The sequence below is a fragment of the Azoarcus sp. KH32C genome, assembly GCF_000349945.1.
In the GTDB taxonomy this organism is placed as follows: Bacteria; Pseudomonadota; Gammaproteobacteria; order Burkholderiales; family Rhodocyclaceae; genus Aromatoleum.
In genome coordinates this window covers 129,556-147,010 of the sequence record NC_020516.1, presented here as the reverse complement: position 1 = coordinate 147,010, position 17,455 = coordinate 129,556, and the positions used below count along the sequence as shown (strand labels likewise).

Annotated in this window: 19 protein-coding genes; 10 read left to right on the top strand and 9 right to left on the bottom strand. The window is 65.3% G+C overall.

Translation table 11 applies throughout. From position 1 onward, the window contains the following. Positions 1-31: 31 nt before the first annotated feature. Positions 32-1,075, bottom strand: coding sequence for a rod shape-determining protein (locus AZKH_RS00660; protein ID WP_015433787.1), 1,044 nt, complete (start codon positions 1,073-1,075; stop codon positions 32-34). 126 nt (positions 1,076-1,201) lie between these two features. On the opposite strand from AZKH_RS00660, the gene gatC reads away from it, so the two are divergent. The 7 genes from gatC to AZKH_RS00625 all read left to right on the top strand — a co-directional run bounded on the left by gatC (position 1,202) and on the right by AZKH_RS00625 (position 8,011). Next, on the top strand, positions 1,202-1,489 hold the full coding sequence (gene gatC, locus AZKH_RS00655) for an Asp-tRNA(Asn)/Glu-tRNA(Gln) amidotransferase subunit GatC (RefSeq protein WP_015433786.1): 288 nt from the start codon (positions 1,202-1,204) through the stop codon (positions 1,487-1,489). A gap of 3 nt (positions 1,490-1,492) precedes the next feature. Then, positions 1,493-2,959 carry an Asp-tRNA(Asn)/Glu-tRNA(Gln) amidotransferase subunit GatA gene (gene gatA, locus AZKH_RS00650; RefSeq protein ID WP_015433785.1) on the top strand — a complete coding sequence of 489 codons (1,467 nt, stop codon included), beginning with the start codon at positions 1,493-1,495 and terminating at the stop codon, positions 2,957-2,959. 2 nt (positions 2,960-2,961) lie between these two features. Beyond that, positions 2,962-3,501 carry a hypothetical protein gene (locus tag AZKH_RS00645; protein WP_015433784.1) on the top strand — a complete coding sequence of 180 codons (540 nt, stop codon included), beginning with the start codon at positions 2,962-2,964 and terminating at the stop codon, positions 3,499-3,501. Positions 3,502-3,525: 24 nt separating this feature from the next. Then, a complete protein-coding gene (gatB, locus tag AZKH_RS00640; protein ID WP_015433783.1) occupies positions 3,526-4,983 on the top strand; it encodes an Asp-tRNA(Asn)/Glu-tRNA(Gln) amidotransferase subunit GatB in 1,458 nt (485 codons plus the stop codon). A 40-nt stretch (positions 4,984-5,023) separates the two neighbouring features. After that, positions 5,024-5,836, top strand: coding sequence for a class II glutamine amidotransferase (locus AZKH_RS00635; protein WP_015433782.1), 813 nt, complete (start codon positions 5,024-5,026; stop codon positions 5,834-5,836). An 84-nt stretch (positions 5,837-5,920) separates the two neighbouring features. Then, positions 5,921-6,340, top strand: a complete 420-nt coding sequence (locus tag AZKH_RS00630) for an HIT family protein (protein ID WP_041656546.1) — start codon at positions 5,921-5,923, stop codon at positions 6,338-6,340. A 69-nt stretch (positions 6,341-6,409) separates the two neighbouring features. After that, entirely contained in the window at positions 6,410-8,011 is a 1,602-nt protein-coding gene (locus AZKH_RS00625; RefSeq protein ID WP_041656544.1) for a hypothetical protein, read from the top strand. Here the strand turns inward: AZKH_RS00625 and phoR are convergent. Together phoR and phoB are read right to left on the bottom strand one after the other, a co-directional pair. Then, entirely contained in the window at positions 7,992-9,290 is a 1,299-nt protein-coding gene (gene phoR, locus AZKH_RS00620) for a phosphate regulon sensor histidine kinase PhoR (protein WP_015433779.1), read from the bottom strand. The genes AZKH_RS00625 and phoR overlap by 20 nt on opposite strands. Positions 9,291-9,365: 75 nt before the next feature. Then, positions 9,366-10,070: a phosphate regulon transcriptional regulator PhoB gene (gene phoB, locus AZKH_RS00615; RefSeq protein WP_041655769.1), complete on the bottom strand. Its 705-nt coding sequence runs from the start codon at positions 10,068-10,070 to the stop codon at positions 9,366-9,368. A gap of 151 nt (positions 10,071-10,221) precedes the next feature. Between phoB and AZKH_RS00610 the strand changes: the two genes are divergently transcribed. Genes AZKH_RS00610 through AZKH_RS00600 form a run of 3 tightly spaced genes read left to right on the top strand, consistent with a single transcriptional unit; the run spans position 10,222 to position 12,000 of the window. Beyond that, positions 10,222-10,644, top strand: a complete 423-nt coding sequence (locus tag AZKH_RS00610; protein WP_015433777.1) for a gamma-butyrobetaine hydroxylase-like domain-containing protein — start codon at positions 10,222-10,224, stop codon at positions 10,642-10,644. A gap of 2 nt (positions 10,645-10,646) precedes the next feature. Further along, positions 10,647-11,384 carry a bifunctional demethylmenaquinone methyltransferase/2-methoxy-6-polyprenyl-1,4-benzoquinol methylase UbiE gene (gene ubiE, locus AZKH_RS00605; RefSeq protein WP_015433776.1) on the top strand — a complete coding sequence of 246 codons (738 nt, stop codon included), beginning with the start codon at positions 10,647-10,649 and terminating at the stop codon, positions 11,382-11,384. A gap of 25 nt (positions 11,385-11,409) precedes the next feature. Beyond that, positions 11,410-12,000 carry an SCP2 domain-containing protein gene (locus AZKH_RS00600; protein WP_015433775.1) on the top strand — a complete coding sequence of 197 codons (591 nt, stop codon included), beginning with the start codon at positions 11,410-11,412 and terminating at the stop codon, positions 11,998-12,000. A gap of 89 nt (positions 12,001-12,089) precedes the next feature. Here AZKH_RS00600 and AZKH_RS00595 read toward each other — a convergent pair whose 3' ends face one another. The 6 genes from AZKH_RS00595 to AZKH_RS00570 are packed head-to-tail and all read right to left on the bottom strand — an operon-like array spanning position 12,090 to position 17,452. Next, entirely contained in the window at positions 12,090-12,515 is a 426-nt protein-coding gene (locus AZKH_RS00595) for a F0F1 ATP synthase subunit epsilon (RefSeq protein ID WP_015433774.1), read from the bottom strand. 54 nt (positions 12,516-12,569) lie between these two features. Further along, positions 12,570-13,970: a F0F1 ATP synthase subunit beta gene (gene atpD / locus AZKH_RS00590; RefSeq protein ID WP_015433773.1), complete on the bottom strand. Its 1,401-nt coding sequence runs from the start codon at positions 13,968-13,970 to the stop codon at positions 12,570-12,572. Positions 13,971-13,996: 26 nt separating this feature from the next. Continuing rightward, positions 13,997-14,866, bottom strand: coding sequence for a F0F1 ATP synthase subunit gamma (atpG, locus tag AZKH_RS00585; protein ID WP_015433772.1), 870 nt, complete (start codon positions 14,864-14,866; stop codon positions 13,997-13,999). A gap of 21 nt (positions 14,867-14,887) precedes the next feature. After that, positions 14,888-16,426, bottom strand: a complete 1,539-nt coding sequence (gene atpA / locus AZKH_RS00580; RefSeq protein ID WP_015433771.1) for a F0F1 ATP synthase subunit alpha — start codon at positions 16,424-16,426, stop codon at positions 14,888-14,890. Between the two features lie 12 nt (positions 16,427-16,438). Further along, positions 16,439-16,975, bottom strand: a complete 537-nt coding sequence (locus AZKH_RS00575) for a F0F1 ATP synthase subunit delta (RefSeq protein WP_015433770.1) — start codon at positions 16,973-16,975, stop codon at positions 16,439-16,441. 3 nt (positions 16,976-16,978) lie between these two features. Beyond that, a complete protein-coding gene (locus AZKH_RS00570) occupies positions 16,979-17,452 on the bottom strand; it encodes a F0F1 ATP synthase subunit B (RefSeq protein WP_015433769.1) in 474 nt (157 codons plus the stop codon). Positions 17,453-17,455: the final 3 nt, after the last annotated feature.

Sequence of the window (17,455 nt, the reverse complement as noted above, 5' to 3'; positions counted from 1 at the left end):
GCAGGCACCCGGCCCGCCGCTGCTGCGCAACTTACTCGGAGGCGAAGATGGAGCCCAGCTTGTCCATCTTCTCCAGCGCCATGCCGCAACCCCGCGCGACGCAGGTGAGCGGCTCCTCGGCGACAATCACCGGCAACCCCGTTTCTTCCATCAGCAGGCGGTCGAGGTCGCGCAGCAGCGCGCCACCGCCGGTCAGTACCATGCCGCGATCGGCAATGTCGGCACCCAGTTCGGGCGGGGTTTGTTCGAGGGCGATCTTCACCGCCGAGACGATCTGGTTCAGCGGTTCGGTCAGCGCCTCGAGGATTTCGTTCGACGAGATCGTGAAGCTGCGCGGAATGCCTTCGGCGAGGTTACGCCCCTTGACTTCCATCTCGCGCACTTCCGAACCGGGGAAGGCCGAGCCGATTTCCTTCTTGATGTTCTCGGCGGTCGTGTCGCCGATCAGCATGCCGTAGTTGCGGCGGATGTAGTTGACGATCGAATCGTCGAACTTGTCGCCGCCGACGCGCACGGAACCGGCGTAGACCATGCCGCCGAGCGAGATCACGCCGACTTCGGTCGTGCCGCCGCCGATATCGACCACCATCGAGCCGGTCGCGTCCGATACCGGCAGGCCCGCGCCGATCGCCGCCGCCATCGGCTCCTCGATCAGGTAGACCTGGGAGGCGCCCGCCGCGAGGGCCGCGTCGCGGATCGCACGGCGCTCGACCTGGGTCGAACCGCAGGGCACGCAGATGATGATCCTCGGGCTCGGCGAGAACATGCGCGAATCGTGCACCCGTTTGATGAACTGCTTGATCATCTGCTCGGTCACAACGAAGTCGGCGATCACGCCATCCTTCATCGGCCGGATCGCCGTGATGTTGCCCGGGGTCTTGCCCAGCATCTGTTTCGCCGCATGCCCGACCGCCTGGATCGTGCGCTTGGCGTTCGGACCGCCTTCGGTGCGGATCGCCACCACCGAGGGCTCGTCCAGCACGATGCCCTTGCCGCGCACGTAGATCAATGTGTTCGCGGTACCAAGGTCGATGGCCAGATCGTTGGAAAAATAGGAACGCAGGAAACCAAACATGGGGAAAATCCCGAAACCGGTGAAGATGGGGGTAACGCTGGAAGGGGCGGGGTGCCCGGCCGGACTAGCGGCAAACGAGTATGATAACCTACAAACCTTTGTGAATTAAGCGGGTTTTGTTACCTCATGTCGCTTTCTCCTGAACAGGTCCGGCGCATCGCCGGACTCGCGCGGATCGAACTGGCCGACGACGACGTCGAAGCCACGCGCGCCAAGCTGAATGGCATTTTCGGCCTGATCGAACAGATGCAGGCGGTCGACACCAGCGGCGTCGAGCCGATGAGCCACCCGCAGGATCTCGCCCAGCGCCTGCGCGACGACGTCGCCACCGAAACCGACCGCCGCGAGGCCTTCCAGGCTGTCGCGCCGCAGACCGAAGGCGGCCTCTACCTGGTCCCCAAGGTCATCGAGTAAGCCATGATCAACGCCAGCCTCACTGAATTGCGCGCCGCGCTCGACGCAAAGAAGATCTCCAGCGTCGAACTCGCGACCCTCTTCCTCGACCGCGTCGAGAGCCGAAACGCCACCCTCAACGCCTTCATCACCGTCGACCGTAACGGCGCGATCAAGGCCGCCCAGGCCGCCGACGAGCGCATCGCCGCCGGCAACGCCGGTCCGCTGACCGGCATCCCGCTCGCGCACAAGGATGTCTTCTGCACCGAAGGCCTGCTCACGACCTGCGGCTCGAAGATGCTGTCGAATTTCGTCAGCCCCTACGACGCCCACGTGGTCAGCCTGCTCAAGACCGCCGGTGCGGTCACGCTTGGCAAGACCAACATGGACGAGTTCGCGATGGGCTCGTCGAACGAGAACTCGCACTACGGCCCGGTCAAGAACCCGTGGGACACGACGCGCATTCCGGGCGGCTCGTCCGGCGGCTCGGCCGTCGCCGTCGCCGCGCGCTTGGCCCCGATTGCAACCGGCACGGACACCGGCGGCTCGGTGCGCCAGCCCGCCGCCCACACCGGCGTCACCGGCATCAAGCCGACCTACGGCATCGTCAGCCGCTACGGCATGATCGCCTACGCGAGCTCGCTCGACCAGGGCGGCGCCTTCGGGGCCTCGGCCGCCGACTGCGCCCAACTCCTGACTGCGATGGCGGGCTTCGACGAACGCGACTCGACGAGCCTCGACCGCCCCGCCGAAGACTACACGCGCGAACTTTCCGCCTCCGCCTCGGGCGACAAGCCACTCGCCGGCCTGCGCATCGGCCTGCCGCGCGAATTCTTCGCCGAAGGCATGGCCGACGACGTGCGCGCTGCGGTCGATGCCGCGCTCGACGAATATCGCAAGCTCGGCGCGACCACCGTCGAGGTGAGCCTACCGAACGCCAAGCTCGCGATCCCCGCCTACTACGTGATCGCCCCGGCTGAAGCCTCGAGCAACCTGTCGCGCTTCGACGGCGTGCGCTACGGCCACCGTGCCGCCGAATACCGCGACCTCGCCGAGATGTACGCGAAGAGCCGCGCCGAAGGCTTCGGCGCCGAGGTCAAGCGCCGCATCCTCGTCGGCACCTACGTGCTCTCGCACGGCTACTACGACGCCTACTACCTGCAGGCGCAGAAGCTGCGCCGGCTGATCGCGCAGGATTTCCAGGCCGCCTTCCAGCAGTGCGACGTGATCGCCGGCCCGACCAGCCCGACCACCGCGTGGGCGATCGGCGAAAAGGCCGACGATCCGGTGCAGATGTACCTGTCGGATATCTATACGATCGCCGTGAACCTCGCCGGCCTGCCCGGCCTGTCGCACCCCTGCGGCTTCGGCGCCGGGAAGCTGCCGGTCGGCCTGCAGTTGATCGGCGACTACTTCGGCGAATCGCGCCTGCTCGCGACCGCGCACCGCTTCCAGCAGGCGACCGACTGGCACCTGCGTCGCCCGGGCTGATCGTGCTCCGCCGCACCTGCCGCCTCGCAGCCAGGCCTACGGCGCTCGTCGCCGCCCTGCTGCTGGGCGCCTGCGCGACGCCGCCTGCGCACCGCCCCCCGTCGCCGACGCCTGCACCGTCCGTCAAGCCGGATAGCGGACCGCCGGTCGAGCCGGAGGAACGGCCGACCGAAACGCACGGCCGCCTCAAGCCGATGCCGATCCGTCCGCTGAGCATCAAGACGGACTGCCGTTTCAAGGACGAGGTTGGCTACAGCGCGGCCACGGTGCTCGACATCAGCTACTCGCAGGTCCGCGCCTTCGCCGCCACCGTCGACGTCCCCAAGCACGGCAGCTGTCATTTCGACTTGGCTGATTTCGAGCAGATCCACAAGGACACCCACGTCGAACTGCACGCGAAGGACGGCTGCACGGTCAGGGTGTGGGAGCAGGGCCCAAAAGTCACCGTCGCCTTCTCGGACTGCGCCAACCGGTGCGCCAAAGGGACTTTCGATTATGTCTGGCCGATCATCGTGGATCGGCCGAGCGGTCGCTGCTACTGACCGCCAAAAACAACGGATACGATAATGAGCAGAACGGATTGGGAAGTCGTCATCGGCCTGGAAGTCCACGCCCAACTCAACACCGCCTCGAAGATTTTCTCCGGCGCCAGTACCGCCTTTGGCGCCGAGCCGAACGTACAGGCCTGTGCCGTCGACATCGCACTGCCCGGCGTGCTGCCGGTGCTCAACCGCGGCGCCGTCGAACGCGCGATCCGCTTCGGACTCGCAATCGGCGCCGAAGTCGCGCCGAAGAGCGTGTTCGCGCGCAAGAACTACTTCTATCCGGACCTCCCGAAGGGCTATCAGATCAGCCAGTTCGAGCTGCCGGTCGTGCAGGGCGGCGCAATCACGATCCGCGTCGGCGAAGGCGACAAGGCGTATGAAAAGACCGTGCAGCTGACCCGCGCCCACCTCGAGGAAGACGCCGGCAAATCGCTGCACGAAGACTTCCACGGCATGAGCGGCATCGACCTCAACCGTGCCGGCACACCGCTCCTCGAGATCGTCTCCGAGCCCGACATGCGTTCCTCGGCCGAGGCCGTCGCCTACGCCCGCGCGCTGCACGCGCTCGTGCGCTGGATCGACATCTGCGACGGCAACATGCAGGAAGGCTCCTTCCGCTGCGACGCCAACGTTTCCGTGCGCCGCCCCGGCGGCCCCCTCGGCACGCGCCGCGAGATCAAGAACCTGAACTCCTTCCGCTTCCTGCAGCAGGCGATCGACTACGAGGTCCAGTGGCAGATCGACACCATCGAGGACGGCGGCAAGATCCAGCAGGCGACCGTGCTCTTCGACCCCGACACCGGCGAGACGCGCATGATGCGTTCGAAGGAAGACGCGCACGACTACCGCTACTTCCCCGACCCCGACCTGCTGCCGCTCGTGATCTCGCAAGACTGGAAGACGCGCGTGCAGAGTGAAATGCCCGAGTTGCCCGCCGCGATGAAGGCCCGCTTCATCGATCAGTGGAGCCTCTCGGCCTACGACGCGACGACGCTGACCGCCTCCAAGGAGGTTGCGACCTTCTTCCAGGCCACCGTCGATGCCGCCGGCGTCGCGCTCGCCAAGCCCTGCGCCAACTGGGTCATGGGCGATCTCGCCGCGCGCCTGAACAAGGCCGAACTCGATATCGCCGCGTCCCCGGTGTCGCCGGCGCAGCTCGCGGGACTGGTCGCGCGCATCACCGACGGCACGATTTCGAACAATATCGGCAAGAAAGTGTTCGAAGCCTTGTGGAACGGCGAAGGTGAGAGCGCCGACGCGATCATCGAAGCCCAAGGCCTGCGCCAGACCAACGACGCCGGAGCGATCGAGGCGATGATCGACGAAGTGCTCGCGGCGAACCAAAAATCGGTCGACGAATTCCGCGCCGGCAAGGAAAAGGCCTTCAACGCACTGGTCGGCCAAGTCATGAAGGCGAGCAAGGGCAAGGCCAACCCTGCGCAGGTGAATGAACTCTTGAAACGCAAGCTAGAAGGCTAAGAAAAGCCCGCCTTCCAACGCAAGGATCGGGGGACGCGCGATGTGCCAGCTCCTCGGAATGAACAGCAACGTCCCGACGGACATCTGCTTCTCGTTCGCCGGTTTCCGCGTCCGCGGCGGGGCGACCGACGAGCACCGCGACGGCTGGGGCATCGCATTCTTCGAGGGGCGCGGCGTACGCGTCTTCCTCGATCCCCAGCCCAGCATCGAGTCGCCGATTGCCGAGCTCGTCCGCAGCTATCCGATCCGCTCGCTGAACGTCATCGCGCACATCCGCAAGGCCACCCAGGGCACGGTGACGCTCGACAACACCCACCCTTTCCAGCGCGAACTGTGGGGCCAGTACTGGATCTTCGCGCACAACGGCAACCTCGCCGACTACACGCCGGCTTTCAACGGACGCTTCCTGCCGGTCGGCAACACCGACTCCGAAAGCGCCTTCTGCGACATCCTGCAGCACCTGGCCGACGCCTTCCCCGACGGCCCGCCCTCCGCCTCGGCGCTGCACGAGGCCTTGCGCCGGCTCGCGATCCGCATCGGCCACCACGGCCCCTTCAACTTCCTGCTGTCGAACGGCGAGCGTCTGTTCGCACACTGCGCGACACGGCTCGCCTACATCATCCGCCAGGCGCCCTTCACCGTCGCGCACCTCTCCGACGAGGACCTCACCGTCGACTTCAGCCAGCTCACGACACCCGCCGACCGTGTCGCGATCATCGCCACCACGCCACTGACCGACAACGAGGTCTGGCTGACCATCGCGCCCGGCACCCTCCTCTCGTTCCGCCACGGCGAACGCGAGTCCCTCGGCGAAACGGCCACGTTCGCACGGCCGGGTCCAACGATCGCCTGACCGTGTAAATTTTCCTTCGCAGCACCATGCCGACAGGCTAAAGTGTCGATCTGCCCCCCTGTCCACATGGTGACGCCCGTGTCCATCGATTGCCCTCTGTGCCCGGCCACGCAGGAAACCGTCCTCTGGCGCGACGGCAGCTGCCGGGTCATCCTGATCGACGACCCCGACTACCCCGGCTTCTGCCGCGTCGTCTGGAATGTGCATGTGGCGGAGATGACCGACCTCACCGCCTCCGAGCAGCGCCACTTGCTCAACGTCGTGCTCGCGACCGAAGCCGCGCTGCGCCAACTGATGCGCCCCGACAAGATCAACCTCGCGAGCTTCGGCAATGTCGTGCCGCACTTGCACTGGCACGTCATCCCGCGCTTCGCCGACGACCGCCACTTCCCGCAGCCCGTGTGGGGGACGCCCGAGCGCGAAGGCACGCGCCGCGCTGTCCCGTCGATCGAACTGCTCGCGCACACCATCGTCGCGACGCTGACCGAGCAGACCGCCGGATGAATCATGGAACACGTCGTCAAGGCCTTTCCGAAACGTCCCGGACCCGGCGATAACGGGCACGGAGCCCTCATGCGTTACCACGACCCGGCCGAATGCCTGGAACTGCTCAAGCAACTGCATCCGCTCAACATCGAGGAATCGCACCGCATCCTCTCGGAGATGATCACCGGCCTGCTGCAGGGGATGCCGGGACCGGAAGCGCATTTCGAAGTCCTCGAAGCCGCCCGCTCGCCGATCGCACTCGCCCAGGCCGAACTTTCCCGCCGCTACGCGTCGCGCCCCCTGCCGCCGGACAGCGCCGAAAATGAGACCTTGCGCAGCGTCGTCGCCCTGTGGCGCACGCTCGCCCGCTCCTACATGCAAATCCAGCGCGCCGCCGATCGCGACGGCGTGCTCGACGACCAGCGCGCGACGCTCGCCCAGCGCCGCGTGTTCTACGCCGGCCAGGCGCTGCTCGAATACTTTCGCGCCCGGCGCGCGCTGCCCGGCGGCATGTGGGCCGAACTGCACGACAGCTATTCCGCCGCCGATCGCGCAGGCGTTGCCGGCATCCGCGTCGCCGATTCGCTCAACGAGATATGGAAGGCCCAAAGCCCGGTCGAGGCTTACGTCGCGATCCTGCTGGTCGATCTCGCGAATCCCTATGGCCGCAGCGAACGCGATTTCGCATGGGTATGCCGCTGGGCCCAACGCTTCTCGCCCTATTGCACGCTGATCGCAGACGCCGGCGCGGAGGCTCCGAAACCCGCCGCCTACGGCCTCGATCTGGCGGCCGACCACGGACTGCGCCCGCTCGGCGTACTGACGCAATCGGGCTCCGTGCGCCGCTTCGACGGCAGCCAGCTCGCCGGCCAAATCCAGGTGGTGCTCAAGCAGTTCAAACACGGCGTCACGCCGGTCTCCCTCGGCCTCGGCGCCGATTGCCCGGTGGGCGAGTGCTCGAAACTGCTGCTGTCGCTGTATCGCCCGTGGGGACTCGCCTCGGCCGGGCGGCGCTTTCCGCGCCGTGGCGCACAAGGCGTTGCCGAGCTTTGCAGCGACTGGGCCTCGATCGCCTTCCACATTCAGGGCAAGCCCTTCGACCAGCCCGCGACTTATGCCACGCAGCGTAGCTTGCGCAGCGACATCACGTTGCTGACCTTCGGCGAACAAGTCGAGCAGGCCGCGCCGCGCTGGCCCGAAGAGCAACGCCGGCGCGCTGCCGGCAAGCTCGGCATGTTCAGCGAACGCTGGAATCTCGCCGACCACTCGGTCAACGGCTTCCGCGTGCAGCAACGCCCGCACACCCAGCGTCTCGAACACCGCCAGTTGCTCGGCGTCCGCCCCCCCGACGGCGAACGCTTCCTCCTCGCCCAACTCAGCTGGCTGATGTTCCGCGGCGACGGCATGATGGAAGTCGGCGTGCACGTGCTGCCCGGCATCCCCGAGGTCATCGCCGCGCGCATGCACGGCGGCCTGCGCAGCAACAACAGCGAGGCCTTCGAGGCGGTCTTCCGGCTACCGGCGACGCCCGCACTGAAGGCTCCCGAATCGCTCGTGCTCCCACACGGCTGGTTCCAGCCGCAACGCATCCTCGACGTCTTCGCCGACGAGACCCATCGCCAATTCCGGATCCGCGAACTCCTGCTGCGCGGTCCGGATTTCGAGCAGGTCAGCTACGAGCAGATCTGATGCCTGCGCGCACGCGCGACGCCGGGAAGACGGCACTGAAACGGCTGCCCTTACCAGGCTCGCTCTCGATGCGCAGCTCCGCGTGATGACGCGACAGGATGTGCTTGACGATCGCCAGCCCCAGCCCGGTGCCGCCCGTCTCGCGCGAACGCCCGCGATCCACGCGGTAGAAGCGCTCGGTCAGGCGCGGGATGTGCACGGGGTCGATGCCTATGCCGTTATCCTGGACTGAAAACTCCCCGCCTCCCGGTCCTCGCCGCCACGACAGGCAGATCCGTCCGCCGTCCGGCGTATAGCGCACCGCGTTGTTGGCAAGGTTGGCGAAGGCCGAACGCAACTCCTTCTCGCTCCCCAGCAAGATGCCGCATTCGTCTTCGTCGCCGAGGTCGACCGCGATCTCGTGACGGCCGTTCGACAACACACGCGCGTCGTGGGCGATGCTATGCAACAGCACCGCGACAGGCACCCGCTCCTCCGCCGGCGCCGGCGCCCCCGTTTCGAGCGCCGACAGCGTCAGCAGATCGCCGATCAGCGCCTGCATGCGCAGCGACTGGTCGAGCGCCAGTTGCAGGAAGTGCTGGACATCCTCCCGCTCGAAATCATCGAAACCGTCGATCAGCGTCTCGAGAAAGCCGCTCACGACGGTCAGCGGCGTTCTCAGCTCGTGCGACACGTTCGCGATGAAGTCGCGGCGCATCGTCTCGAGCTTCTCGAGCTGACTCACGTCGCGCGACACCACCATCTTCTGTCCCTCACCGAAGGGCACGACCTGCACCAGCAAGGTCAGTCCCGGATGGCGGGACGAGTTGAGCACCAGCGCGTCGCGGTAATCGCCGGCCTGCAGGAAGCGAACGAACTCCGGTTCGCGCACGATCGTCGTCACCTGCAGCCCCTGGTCGCGCATAGCGTGCAGACCGAAATGCTGCTCAGCCTTGCGGTTCAGCCATTCGATACGATCGCTGCCAGACAGGTAGAGCACACCGTCCGGCATCGCGTGACTCGCGTCGTGGAAGCGATCCAGCGCGCTTGTCAGCCGTTCGCGCGCCTCATGTGCCTCGCGGGAGCGGCGCTCGAGCTCGCGGAAAGCCCGGCGCCAGATTCCCATTGCGGACGGCAAAGGAGCACCCACCGGTTCGAGCGTCCATTGCGCGAGGCGCTCGAGCTTGCGCAAATGGTAGCCGAACAGGATCAGCAGCCCGCCGCTGAAAACCACGAGCCCGGTGACCTCGTCGTCCGCCAAGGCCATCGCGATCGCGACGAGCGCGAGCAGTCCGATCAAACCGGCCGCGCCGGTCCATACAAAACGTGACGAAGAAAAGATGACCGGCTCCCGGCAGAACGAAACCTGAAGATCCTACACGCTGGCCGAGTCGGGCTGCACGGAAAAACGGTAGCCGCTGCCGCGCACCGTCTGGATCAGCAGGTGGTGACCGGTCTCCTCGAGCGCCGCCCGCAGGCGGCGCACGTGCACGTCGACCGTACGCTCCTCCACGAACACGTGGTCGCCCCACACCTGATCGAGCAGTTGCGCTCGCGAATGCACGCGCTCGGGATGCGTCATCAGGAAATGCAGCAGGCGGAACTCGGTCGGCCCCAACGCAACCGGCCGATCACCGCAGCTGACGCGGTGCGTCGCCGGATCCAAACGCAGACCGCCCAGTTCGACCAAATCCTCGGTCGTCTGCGGAGCCCGGCGACGCAACACCGCCTTGATGCGTGCGACCAGTTCGCGGGGGCTGAAGGGTTTGGTGATGTAATCGTCGGCCCCCATCTCCAGGCCGGCCACGCGATCCTGCTCCTCGCCGCGCGCGGTCAGCATGATGATCGGGATATCGCGGGTACGCTCGTCCGCACGTAGGCGGCGGGCCAGCTCGATCCCCGGCATGCCGGGAAGCATCCAGTCGAGCAGCACCAGATCGGGCAGCGCTTCGCGCACGATGCGCTGTGCAGTCTCGGCGTCCAGCGCACGCACCACGTTATGTCCGGCGCGGCCGAGGTTCGCAGCGATCAGCTCCTGAATCGCGGGCTCGTCTTCCACAACCAGTATGTTTGCAGCCATCGTCACGCTCCATGTCGTCACCGGCAGTGTATTGCAGGATTTTGACGCTTTTGTGACAGCACCGCAGTGACGGCGCGGGCCGGCGGGACGGGGAAGCCGCGATTCGGGTATTATGAGCAGTCCGATATTGCCCAGCCCGAGGTCGCGCATCATGGCCGGACTCGACGACACGACGCCCATCCCCACCGCGCTCACGCTGCACCGCAAGTCCCGCATCCTCGAGATCGCATTCGACGACGGTGCCGAATTCTCGCTGCCCTTCGAATTCCTCCGCGTCTATTCGCCGTCGGCCGAAGTCCGCGGCCACGGACCGGGCCAGGAAGTACTGCAGGCCGGCAAGCGCGACGTCGACATCGACGATCTGCAACCGGTCGGCAACTACGCGGTCCGGCCGGTCTTCTCGGACGGCCACGACAGCGGCCTGTATTCCTGGGACTACCTATACACGCTAGGAAAGCAGCAGGACGCGCTGTGGCAGCAATACCTCGATCGCCTCGCCGAAGCCGGCGCCAGCCGCGATCCCGCCCTCACTCCCCCGCCCGCGCCGAAGCACGGCTGCGGCCACAAGCACTGACCATGAACGACAAGACCACCCACTTCGGCTTCGAAACCGTCGCCGAAAGCGAAAAGCACAAGAAGGTCGCCGAGGTCTTCTCCTCGGTCGCGAGCAAGTACGACATCATGAACGACCTGATGTCGATGGGCCTGCATCGCCTCTGGAAAGCCTTCGCAATCCAGATCTCGGGCGTCGGCCGCGGCGACCGCGTACTCGACGTCGCCGGCGGCACAGCCGACCTCTCACTCGCCTTCGCCAAGCGCGTCGGCCGCGAAGGCCAGGTCTGGCTCACCGACATCAATCACGCGATGCTATCGCGCGGACGCGACCGCGTCTTCGACAAGGGCTACGCGCTGCCGGTCGCCCAGTGCGACGCCGAGAAGCTGCCCTTCCCCGACAACTGGTTCGATTGCGTCACGGTTGCCTTCGGCCTGCGCAACATGACCCACAAGGACGTCGCGCTCGCCGAGATGCGCCGCGTGCTGCGTCCGGGCGGCCGCCTGCTGGTGCTCGAATTCTCCAAAGTCTGGGGCCCGCTGTCGCCGGCCTACGACTTCTACTCCTTCAAGATCCTCCCATGGATGGGCGACAAGGTCGCGAACGACGCCGACAGCTATCGCTATCTCGCGGAATCGATCCGCATGCATCCGGGCCAGGAAGAACTGAAGACCATGATGGAAGGCGTCGGCTTCAAGCGCGTCGATTACTTCAACATGACCGGTGGCGTCGTCGCACTGCACCGCGGCTACAAGATCTGACGGTTCTTCACCCGCGCCTTTCCTCATGACCCTCAGCGCACGCGGCTTCGTCGCCACGATCAACCACCTGCTGGTTCCAGCCACCTGGGCGCGCGAACGGCTGATGCCCCACGCCGGGCGTTGCGCCCAATTGCGTGCCGAGCCGGTCGATATCCGCTTTTCGGTGACCTCCGAAGGTTATCTCGGCGAAACGGCCCCCGACGACGTCCCGGCCGTCACGCTGTCGATCCCGTTGTCGGCCGTGCCCGGCCTCGTCGGCGGCGACCACGACAAGGCGATGAATGCGCTGCGCATCGAAGGCAGCGCCGATTTCGCCGACGCCCTCGGCTTCGTCTTCCGCCACCTGCGTTGGGACGCCGAAGAAGACCTGTCGCGTATCTTCGGCGACATCGTCGCCCATCGCCTCGTTGCCGGCGCCCAAAGCGTCCGGCAGGTGCAGCAACGCGCGTTGAACGGCCTGACCGAGAACGTCGCCGAGTACCTCTCGCAGGAACAGCAGTTTCTCGCGACCCGAAACACGCTCGAACCTCATGCCGAGGCTTTGCAGGCGCTGCGCGACGATGTCGCGCGCCTCGAAAAGCGCATCGAACGCCTGGCGCGTCCGCCCCGCCGCTAGCCGCGGGGAATCCGACGACAAAAAAAGGCCGATCCCGAGGGATCGGCCTTTTGCCGTCTGCTTTTGCTGGCGCCTTCGGCGCCCTCCGATCAGTGACCGCGCTTGCGCATCCGCTGGATCGCGGCGATCTGTGCGATCGCCTCGGCCAGTTCGGCCTGAGCCTTCGCGTAGTCGAGTTCCGACGAGCGGTTCGACAGGGTCTCTTCCGCGAGACGCTTAGCTTCCAGCGCCTTCGCCTCGTCGAGATCCTTGCCGCGGATCGCGGTGTCGGCCAGCACGGTAACGAGCCCGGGCTGAACCTCGAGGATGCCGCCGGCGACGAACACCAGCTCCTCTTCCGCCTGATCCGGCACCTTGACGCGCACCGCACCCGGCTTGATCCGGGTCATCAGCGGCATGTGGCCGGGAAGAATCCCGAGCTCACCCGCTTCACCCGGCAGCGCGACGAACTCCGCCAGCCCGGAAAAGATCTGCTCTTCCGCGCTGACGATGTCCACGTGGACCGTCATTGCCATAGTGGTGTCCTTTTGAAGGCCGCGCGACAGCGAACTGGCGCGCGGCTACCCCAATTACTGGAGCTTCTTCGCCTTCTCGATGGCCTCTTCGATGCCACCGACCATGTAGAACGCCTGCTCGGGCAGGTGGTCGCACTCGCCGTTGACGATCATCTTGAAGCCCTTGATCGTTTCCTTCAGCGGGACGTACTTGCCGGGCGAGCCGGTGAACACTTCTGCAACGTGGAAGGGCTGGGACAGGAAGCGCTGGATCTTACGAGCGCGCGACACGGCCAGCTTGTCTTCCGGCGACAGTTCGTCCATGCCCAGAATCGCGATGATGTCGCGCAGTTCCTTGTAGCGCTGCAGCGTCATCTGCACCTGACGGGCCACGCCGTAGTGCTCTTCGCCAACGACCAGCGGATCGAGCTGGCGGCTGGTGGAGTCGAGCGGATCGACGGCGGGGTAGATACCCAGCGCGGCGATATCACGCGACAGCACGACGGTCGAGTCGAGGTGGAGGAAGGTGGTTGCCGGCGACGGGTCGGTCAAGTCGTCCGCAGGGACGTACACGGCCTGGATCGAGGTGATCGAGCCGACCTTGGTCGAAGTGATCCGTTCCTGCAGGCGGCCCATTTCTTCCGCCAGCGTCGGCTGGTAGCCCACCGCGGACGGCATCCGGCCCAGCAGCGCGGACACTTCGGTACCGGCCAGCGTGTAGCGGTAGATGTTGTCCACGAAGAACAGGATGTCACGGCCTTCGTCGCGGAAGCGCTCGGCCATCGTCAGGCCGGTCAGCGCGACGCGCAGACGGTTGCCCGGGGGTTCGTTCATCTGACCGAACACCATCGCAACCTTGTCCAGAACGTTGGAGTCCTTCATTTCGTGGTAGAAGTCGTTCCCTTCACGGGTACGCTCACCCACGCCTGCGAACACCGACAGACCGGAGTGCTGCTTCGCGATGTTGTTGATCAGCTCCATCATGTTCACGGTCTTGCCCACGCCGGCGCCGCCGAACAGGCCGACCTTACCGCCCTTTGCGAACGGGCAGACCAAGTCGATAACCTTGATACCGGTTTCGAGCAGATCGACCGACGGGGACAGCTCGTCGAACTTCGGGGCCTTCGCGTGAATCGGACGCAGCTCGTCGGCTTCCACCGGGCCGGCTTCGTCGATCGGGCGACCCAGCACGTCCATGATACGGCCGAGCGTGCCGTGACCCACCGGCACCGAGATCGCCTTGCCGGTGTTCGCGACCTTCATGCCACGGCGCAGGCCGTCGGACGAACCCAGCGCGATGGTACGCACCACGCCGTCGCCCAGCTGCTGCTGGACTTCGAAGGTCAGACCTTCTTCCGCGAAGGAGTCGGCGGCGCTTTCGAGCTTCAGCGCGTCATACACCTTCGGAATGGCTTCGCGGGGGAACTGGATGTCCACCACGGCGCCGATACACTGAACGATAGTTCCTTGACTCATCGTCGTTTCCTTAAATCAATATTCCGTTACACCGCGGCGGCGCCGCCGACGATCTCCGACAGCTCCTTCGTGATCGCGGCCTGGCGGGTCTTGTTGTAGACCAGCTGCAGTTCGCCAATCACGTTCTTGGCATTGTCGGAGGCGGACTTCATTGCCACCATTCGCGCACTCTGTTCGGAAGCCATGTTCTCCGCGACACCCTGGTACACCAGGGCCTCGACGTAGCGCACCAGCAGTTCGTCGATGACGACCTGCGGATCCGGCTCGTAGAGGTAATCCCACGAGGTTTCCGGGGTGCCGAGCTGCTCGCCGGACAGCGGCAGCAACTGCTCGAGCATAGGCTCCTGCTTCATCGTGTTGATGAAGCGCGTGTAGGCAATGTAGACCGCGTCGAGCTCGCCGTTCTGGAACGCGTCGAGCATGACCTTGACCGGGCCGATCATCTTTTCCAGGTGCGGCGTGTCGCCCAACTGGACGACCTGCGACACCACGTTCGCACCCATACGCTGCATGAAGCCGAGACCCTTGTTGCCGATGCAGCAAGCACGGATATCGGTAACGCCATTGGCGTTCCATTCCTTCATGGCGTTCAGCGCGACACGCTGGACGTTGGTGTTGAGACCGCCGCACAGACCCTTGTCAGTGGTGACGAGGATCAGGCCCACCCGCTTGACCTGATCCTTCTGGACCAGGAACGGGTGCTTGTAGTCGGTCACAGTGGCCTGGGACAGGTTCGCGGCGAGTCGGCGGATCTTCTCGGCATAGGGACGGGCAGCACGCATCCGGTCCTGCGCCTTGCGCATTTTGGATGCGGCCACCATTTCCATGGCCTTGGTGATCTTGCGCGTGTTTTGCACGCTCTTGATCTTGGTACGGATTTCCTTACCGCTAGCCATTTTCCGTCTCCGTCCGCGGGCTTAGGCCCAGCTCTTCTTGAACTCTTCGATCGCGGCGACGAGTTGCTTCTCGCCGTCGGCGTCGAGTTCCTTAGCGGACAGGATCTTGGAGACCAGCGCGGCGTTCTTCGTCTTGACGAACTGCTGCAGGCCGTTCTCGAAGGCGAGCACGCGGCCGACTTCGACATCGTCGAAGTAACCGTTGTTCACCGCGAACAGCGTGATGGCCATTTCGGAGATCGACAGCGGCGCGTACTGGACCTGCTTCATCAGCTCGGTCACGCGACGGCCACGCTCGAGCTGCTTGCGGGTTGCGTCGTCGAGGTCGGAAGCGAACTGCGCGAATGCAGCCAGCTCACGGTACTGCGCGAGGTCGGTACGGATACCGCCGGAGAGCTTCTTGATGACCTTGGTCTGGGCGGCACCACCGACGCGGGACACCGAGATACCGGCGTTGATCGCGGGACGGATACCGGCGTTGAAGAGGTCGGTGTCAAGGAAGATCTGGCCGTCGGTAATCGAGATCACGTTGGTCGGAACGAACGCGGACACGTCGCCGGCCTGGGTTTCGATCACGGGGAGCGCGGTCAGCGAACCGGTCTTGCCCTTGACTTCGCCGTTGGTGAACTTCTCGACGTACTCTTCGGAAACGCGCGAGGCACGCTCCAACAGGCGCGAGTGCAGGTAGAACACGTCGCCCGGGTAGGCTTCGCGGCCCGGCGGACGGCGCAGCAGCAGCGAGATTTGACGGTAGGCCCAGGCCTGCTTGGTCAAATCGTCGTAAATGATCAGGGCGTCCTGGCCGCGGTCGCGGAAGTATTCGCCCATCGTGCAGCCCGAGTACGGGGCGATGAACTGCATCGCGGCCGATTCCGAAGCGGTAGCGGCAACGACGATGGTGTATTCCATCGCGCCGTGCTCTTCGAGCTTGCGCACCACGTTGGCGATCGTCGAAGCCTTCTGGCCGACCGCTACGTAGATGCAGAACATGTCCTGGCCCTTCTGGTTGATGATCGCATCAACCGCAACGGCAGTCTTACCGGTCTGGCGGTCGCCGATGATCAGCTCGCGCTGGCCACGGCCGATCGGCACCATGGAGTCGACCGACTTCAGACCGGTCTGCACCGGCTGGGACACGGACTTCCGCCAGATCACGCCCGGCGCGACCTTTTCGATCTTGTCGGTGAGCTTGGCGTTGATCGGGCCCTTGCCGTCGATCGGCTGACCCAGCGCGTTGACGACGCGACCGATCAGCTCGGGGCCGACGGGCACTTCGAGAATGCGGCCGGTAGCCTTGACGGAGTCGCCTTCGGTGATGTGTTCGTATTCGCCCAGAACCACGGCACCGACGGAGTCGCGCTCGAGGTTCAGCGCGAGGCCGAAGGTGTTGCCGGGGAATTCCAGCATTTCGCCCTGCATGACGCCAGCCAGGCCGTGGACGCGGGTGATGCCGTCGGTAACCGACACCACCGTGCCCTCGTTGCGTGCGGTGGCCGCGAGCTGCAGGTTCTGGATCCGGCTCTTAATCAGATCACTGATTTCAGAGGGGTTGAGTTGCATGTGGGTATGCTCCTAGTTCTTAAGCGCAGCGGCCATGTTCGCGAGTTTGCCGCGGACCGAGGCGTCGATCACTTCGTCGCCGATGGCGATGCGGACCCCGCCGATGAGTTCGGGGTCGAGGCTCACGCTAATGTCGAGGCGGGACTTGAAGCGGGCTTCAAGGTCGGCCTTCAGCGTAGCCAGGGTGGCATCGTCAAGGGGGAAGGCGGAGGCGATTTCGGCCTCCTTGACACCCTCGTGTTCGTTCTTGAGATCAACGAACAGGTCACGGATCTCGGGAAGCACCTGCAGACGTTCGTTGTCGACGAGGACGCGGACGAAATTCTGCATTTCGGGAGTGAGAGCCTGCCCCGCCACGTCGACGAACAGCTGGTACAGCTGTCCGGCCGGCAGTTTCGGGTCATTGATGCAGGCTGCCATCGTACCGTCCGCGGCAATCGCGGACAGACGATCGAGTGCTTCCGACCAAGGCCCCAGCGCACCTGCCCCGCGGGCCAGCTCGAAGGCGGCATCCGCATAGGGGCGCGCGATGGTGACGTTCTCGGCCATGACTTATTGCAGTTCCGTTTTCAGGTTGGCAAGCAGGTCAGCGTGCACCTGGGCGTTGATTTCGCGGCGCAGAATGCGCTCGGCGCCGGCGACGGCCAGATTCGCGACCTGGTCACGCAGGGCTTCCTTGGCGCGCTGGGCAGCGGTGGCGGCTTCGCCTTCCGCAGCTTCACGAGCCTGGGCGATGATGCGGGCAGCTTCGGCACGCGCATCGTCGATGAGCTTGGAGGCCTGCTTTTCAGCAGACGTCCGCACGTCACCCGCGGATTCGCGGGCCTTGCGCAGCTCTTCGACGACCTTCTTCTCGGCATGCGAGAGATCGGCCTTGGCCTTGTCCGCAGCCGCCAGCCCGTCAGCGATTTTCTTCGCGCGCTCGTCGAGCGCCTTCACGATGGGGGGCCACACGAACTTCATCGTGACCCACGCCAGAATGAAGAACACAACGAGCTGGGCTATCAGGGTTGCGTTCAAATTCACGGT

Coding starts and splice junctions, on each gene's coding strand:
- AZKH_RS00610 (WP_015433777.1), top strand. CDS start 10,222: ATGGCCGGACTCGACGACACGACGCCCATCCCCACCGCGCTCACGCTG.
- AZKH_RS00660 (WP_015433787.1), bottom strand. CDS start 1,075: ATGTTTGGTTTCCTGCGTTCCTATTTTTCCAACGATCTGGCCATCGAC.
- atpD (WP_015433773.1), bottom strand. CDS start 13,970: ATGAGTCAAGGAACTATCGTTCAGTGTATCGGCGCCGTGGTGGACATC.
- AZKH_RS00575 (WP_015433770.1), bottom strand. CDS start 16,975: ATGGCCGAGAACGTCACCATCGCGCGCCCCTATGCGGATGCCGCCTTC.
- ubiE (WP_015433776.1), top strand. CDS start 10,647: ATGAACGACAAGACCACCCACTTCGGCTTCGAAACCGTCGCCGAAAGC.
- AZKH_RS00595 (WP_015433774.1), bottom strand. CDS start 12,515: ATGGCAATGACGGTCCACGTGGACATCGTCAGCGCGGAAGAGCAGATC.
- AZKH_RS00625 (WP_041656544.1), top strand. CDS start 6,410: ATGCGTTACCACGACCCGGCCGAATGCCTGGAACTGCTCAAGCAACTG.
- atpA (WP_015433771.1), bottom strand. CDS start 16,426: ATGCAACTCAACCCCTCTGAAATCAGTGATCTGATTAAGAGCCGGATC.
- phoB (WP_041655769.1), bottom strand. CDS start 10,070: ATGGCTGCAAACATACTGGTTGTGGAAGACGAGCCCGCGATTCAGGAG.
- gatC (WP_015433786.1), top strand. CDS start 1,202: ATGTCGCTTTCTCCTGAACAGGTCCGGCGCATCGCCGGACTCGCGCGG.
- AZKH_RS00635 (WP_015433782.1), top strand. CDS start 5,024: ATGTGCCAGCTCCTCGGAATGAACAGCAACGTCCCGACGGACATCTGC.
- gatB (WP_015433783.1), top strand. CDS start 3,526: ATGAGCAGAACGGATTGGGAAGTCGTCATCGGCCTGGAAGTCCACGCC.
- AZKH_RS00600 (WP_015433775.1), top strand. CDS start 11,410: ATGACCCTCAGCGCACGCGGCTTCGTCGCCACGATCAACCACCTGCTG.
- gatA (WP_015433785.1), top strand. CDS start 1,493: ATGATCAACGCCAGCCTCACTGAATTGCGCGCCGCGCTCGACGCAAAG.
- atpG (WP_015433772.1), bottom strand. CDS start 14,866: ATGGCTAGCGGTAAGGAAATCCGTACCAAGATCAAGAGCGTGCAAAAC.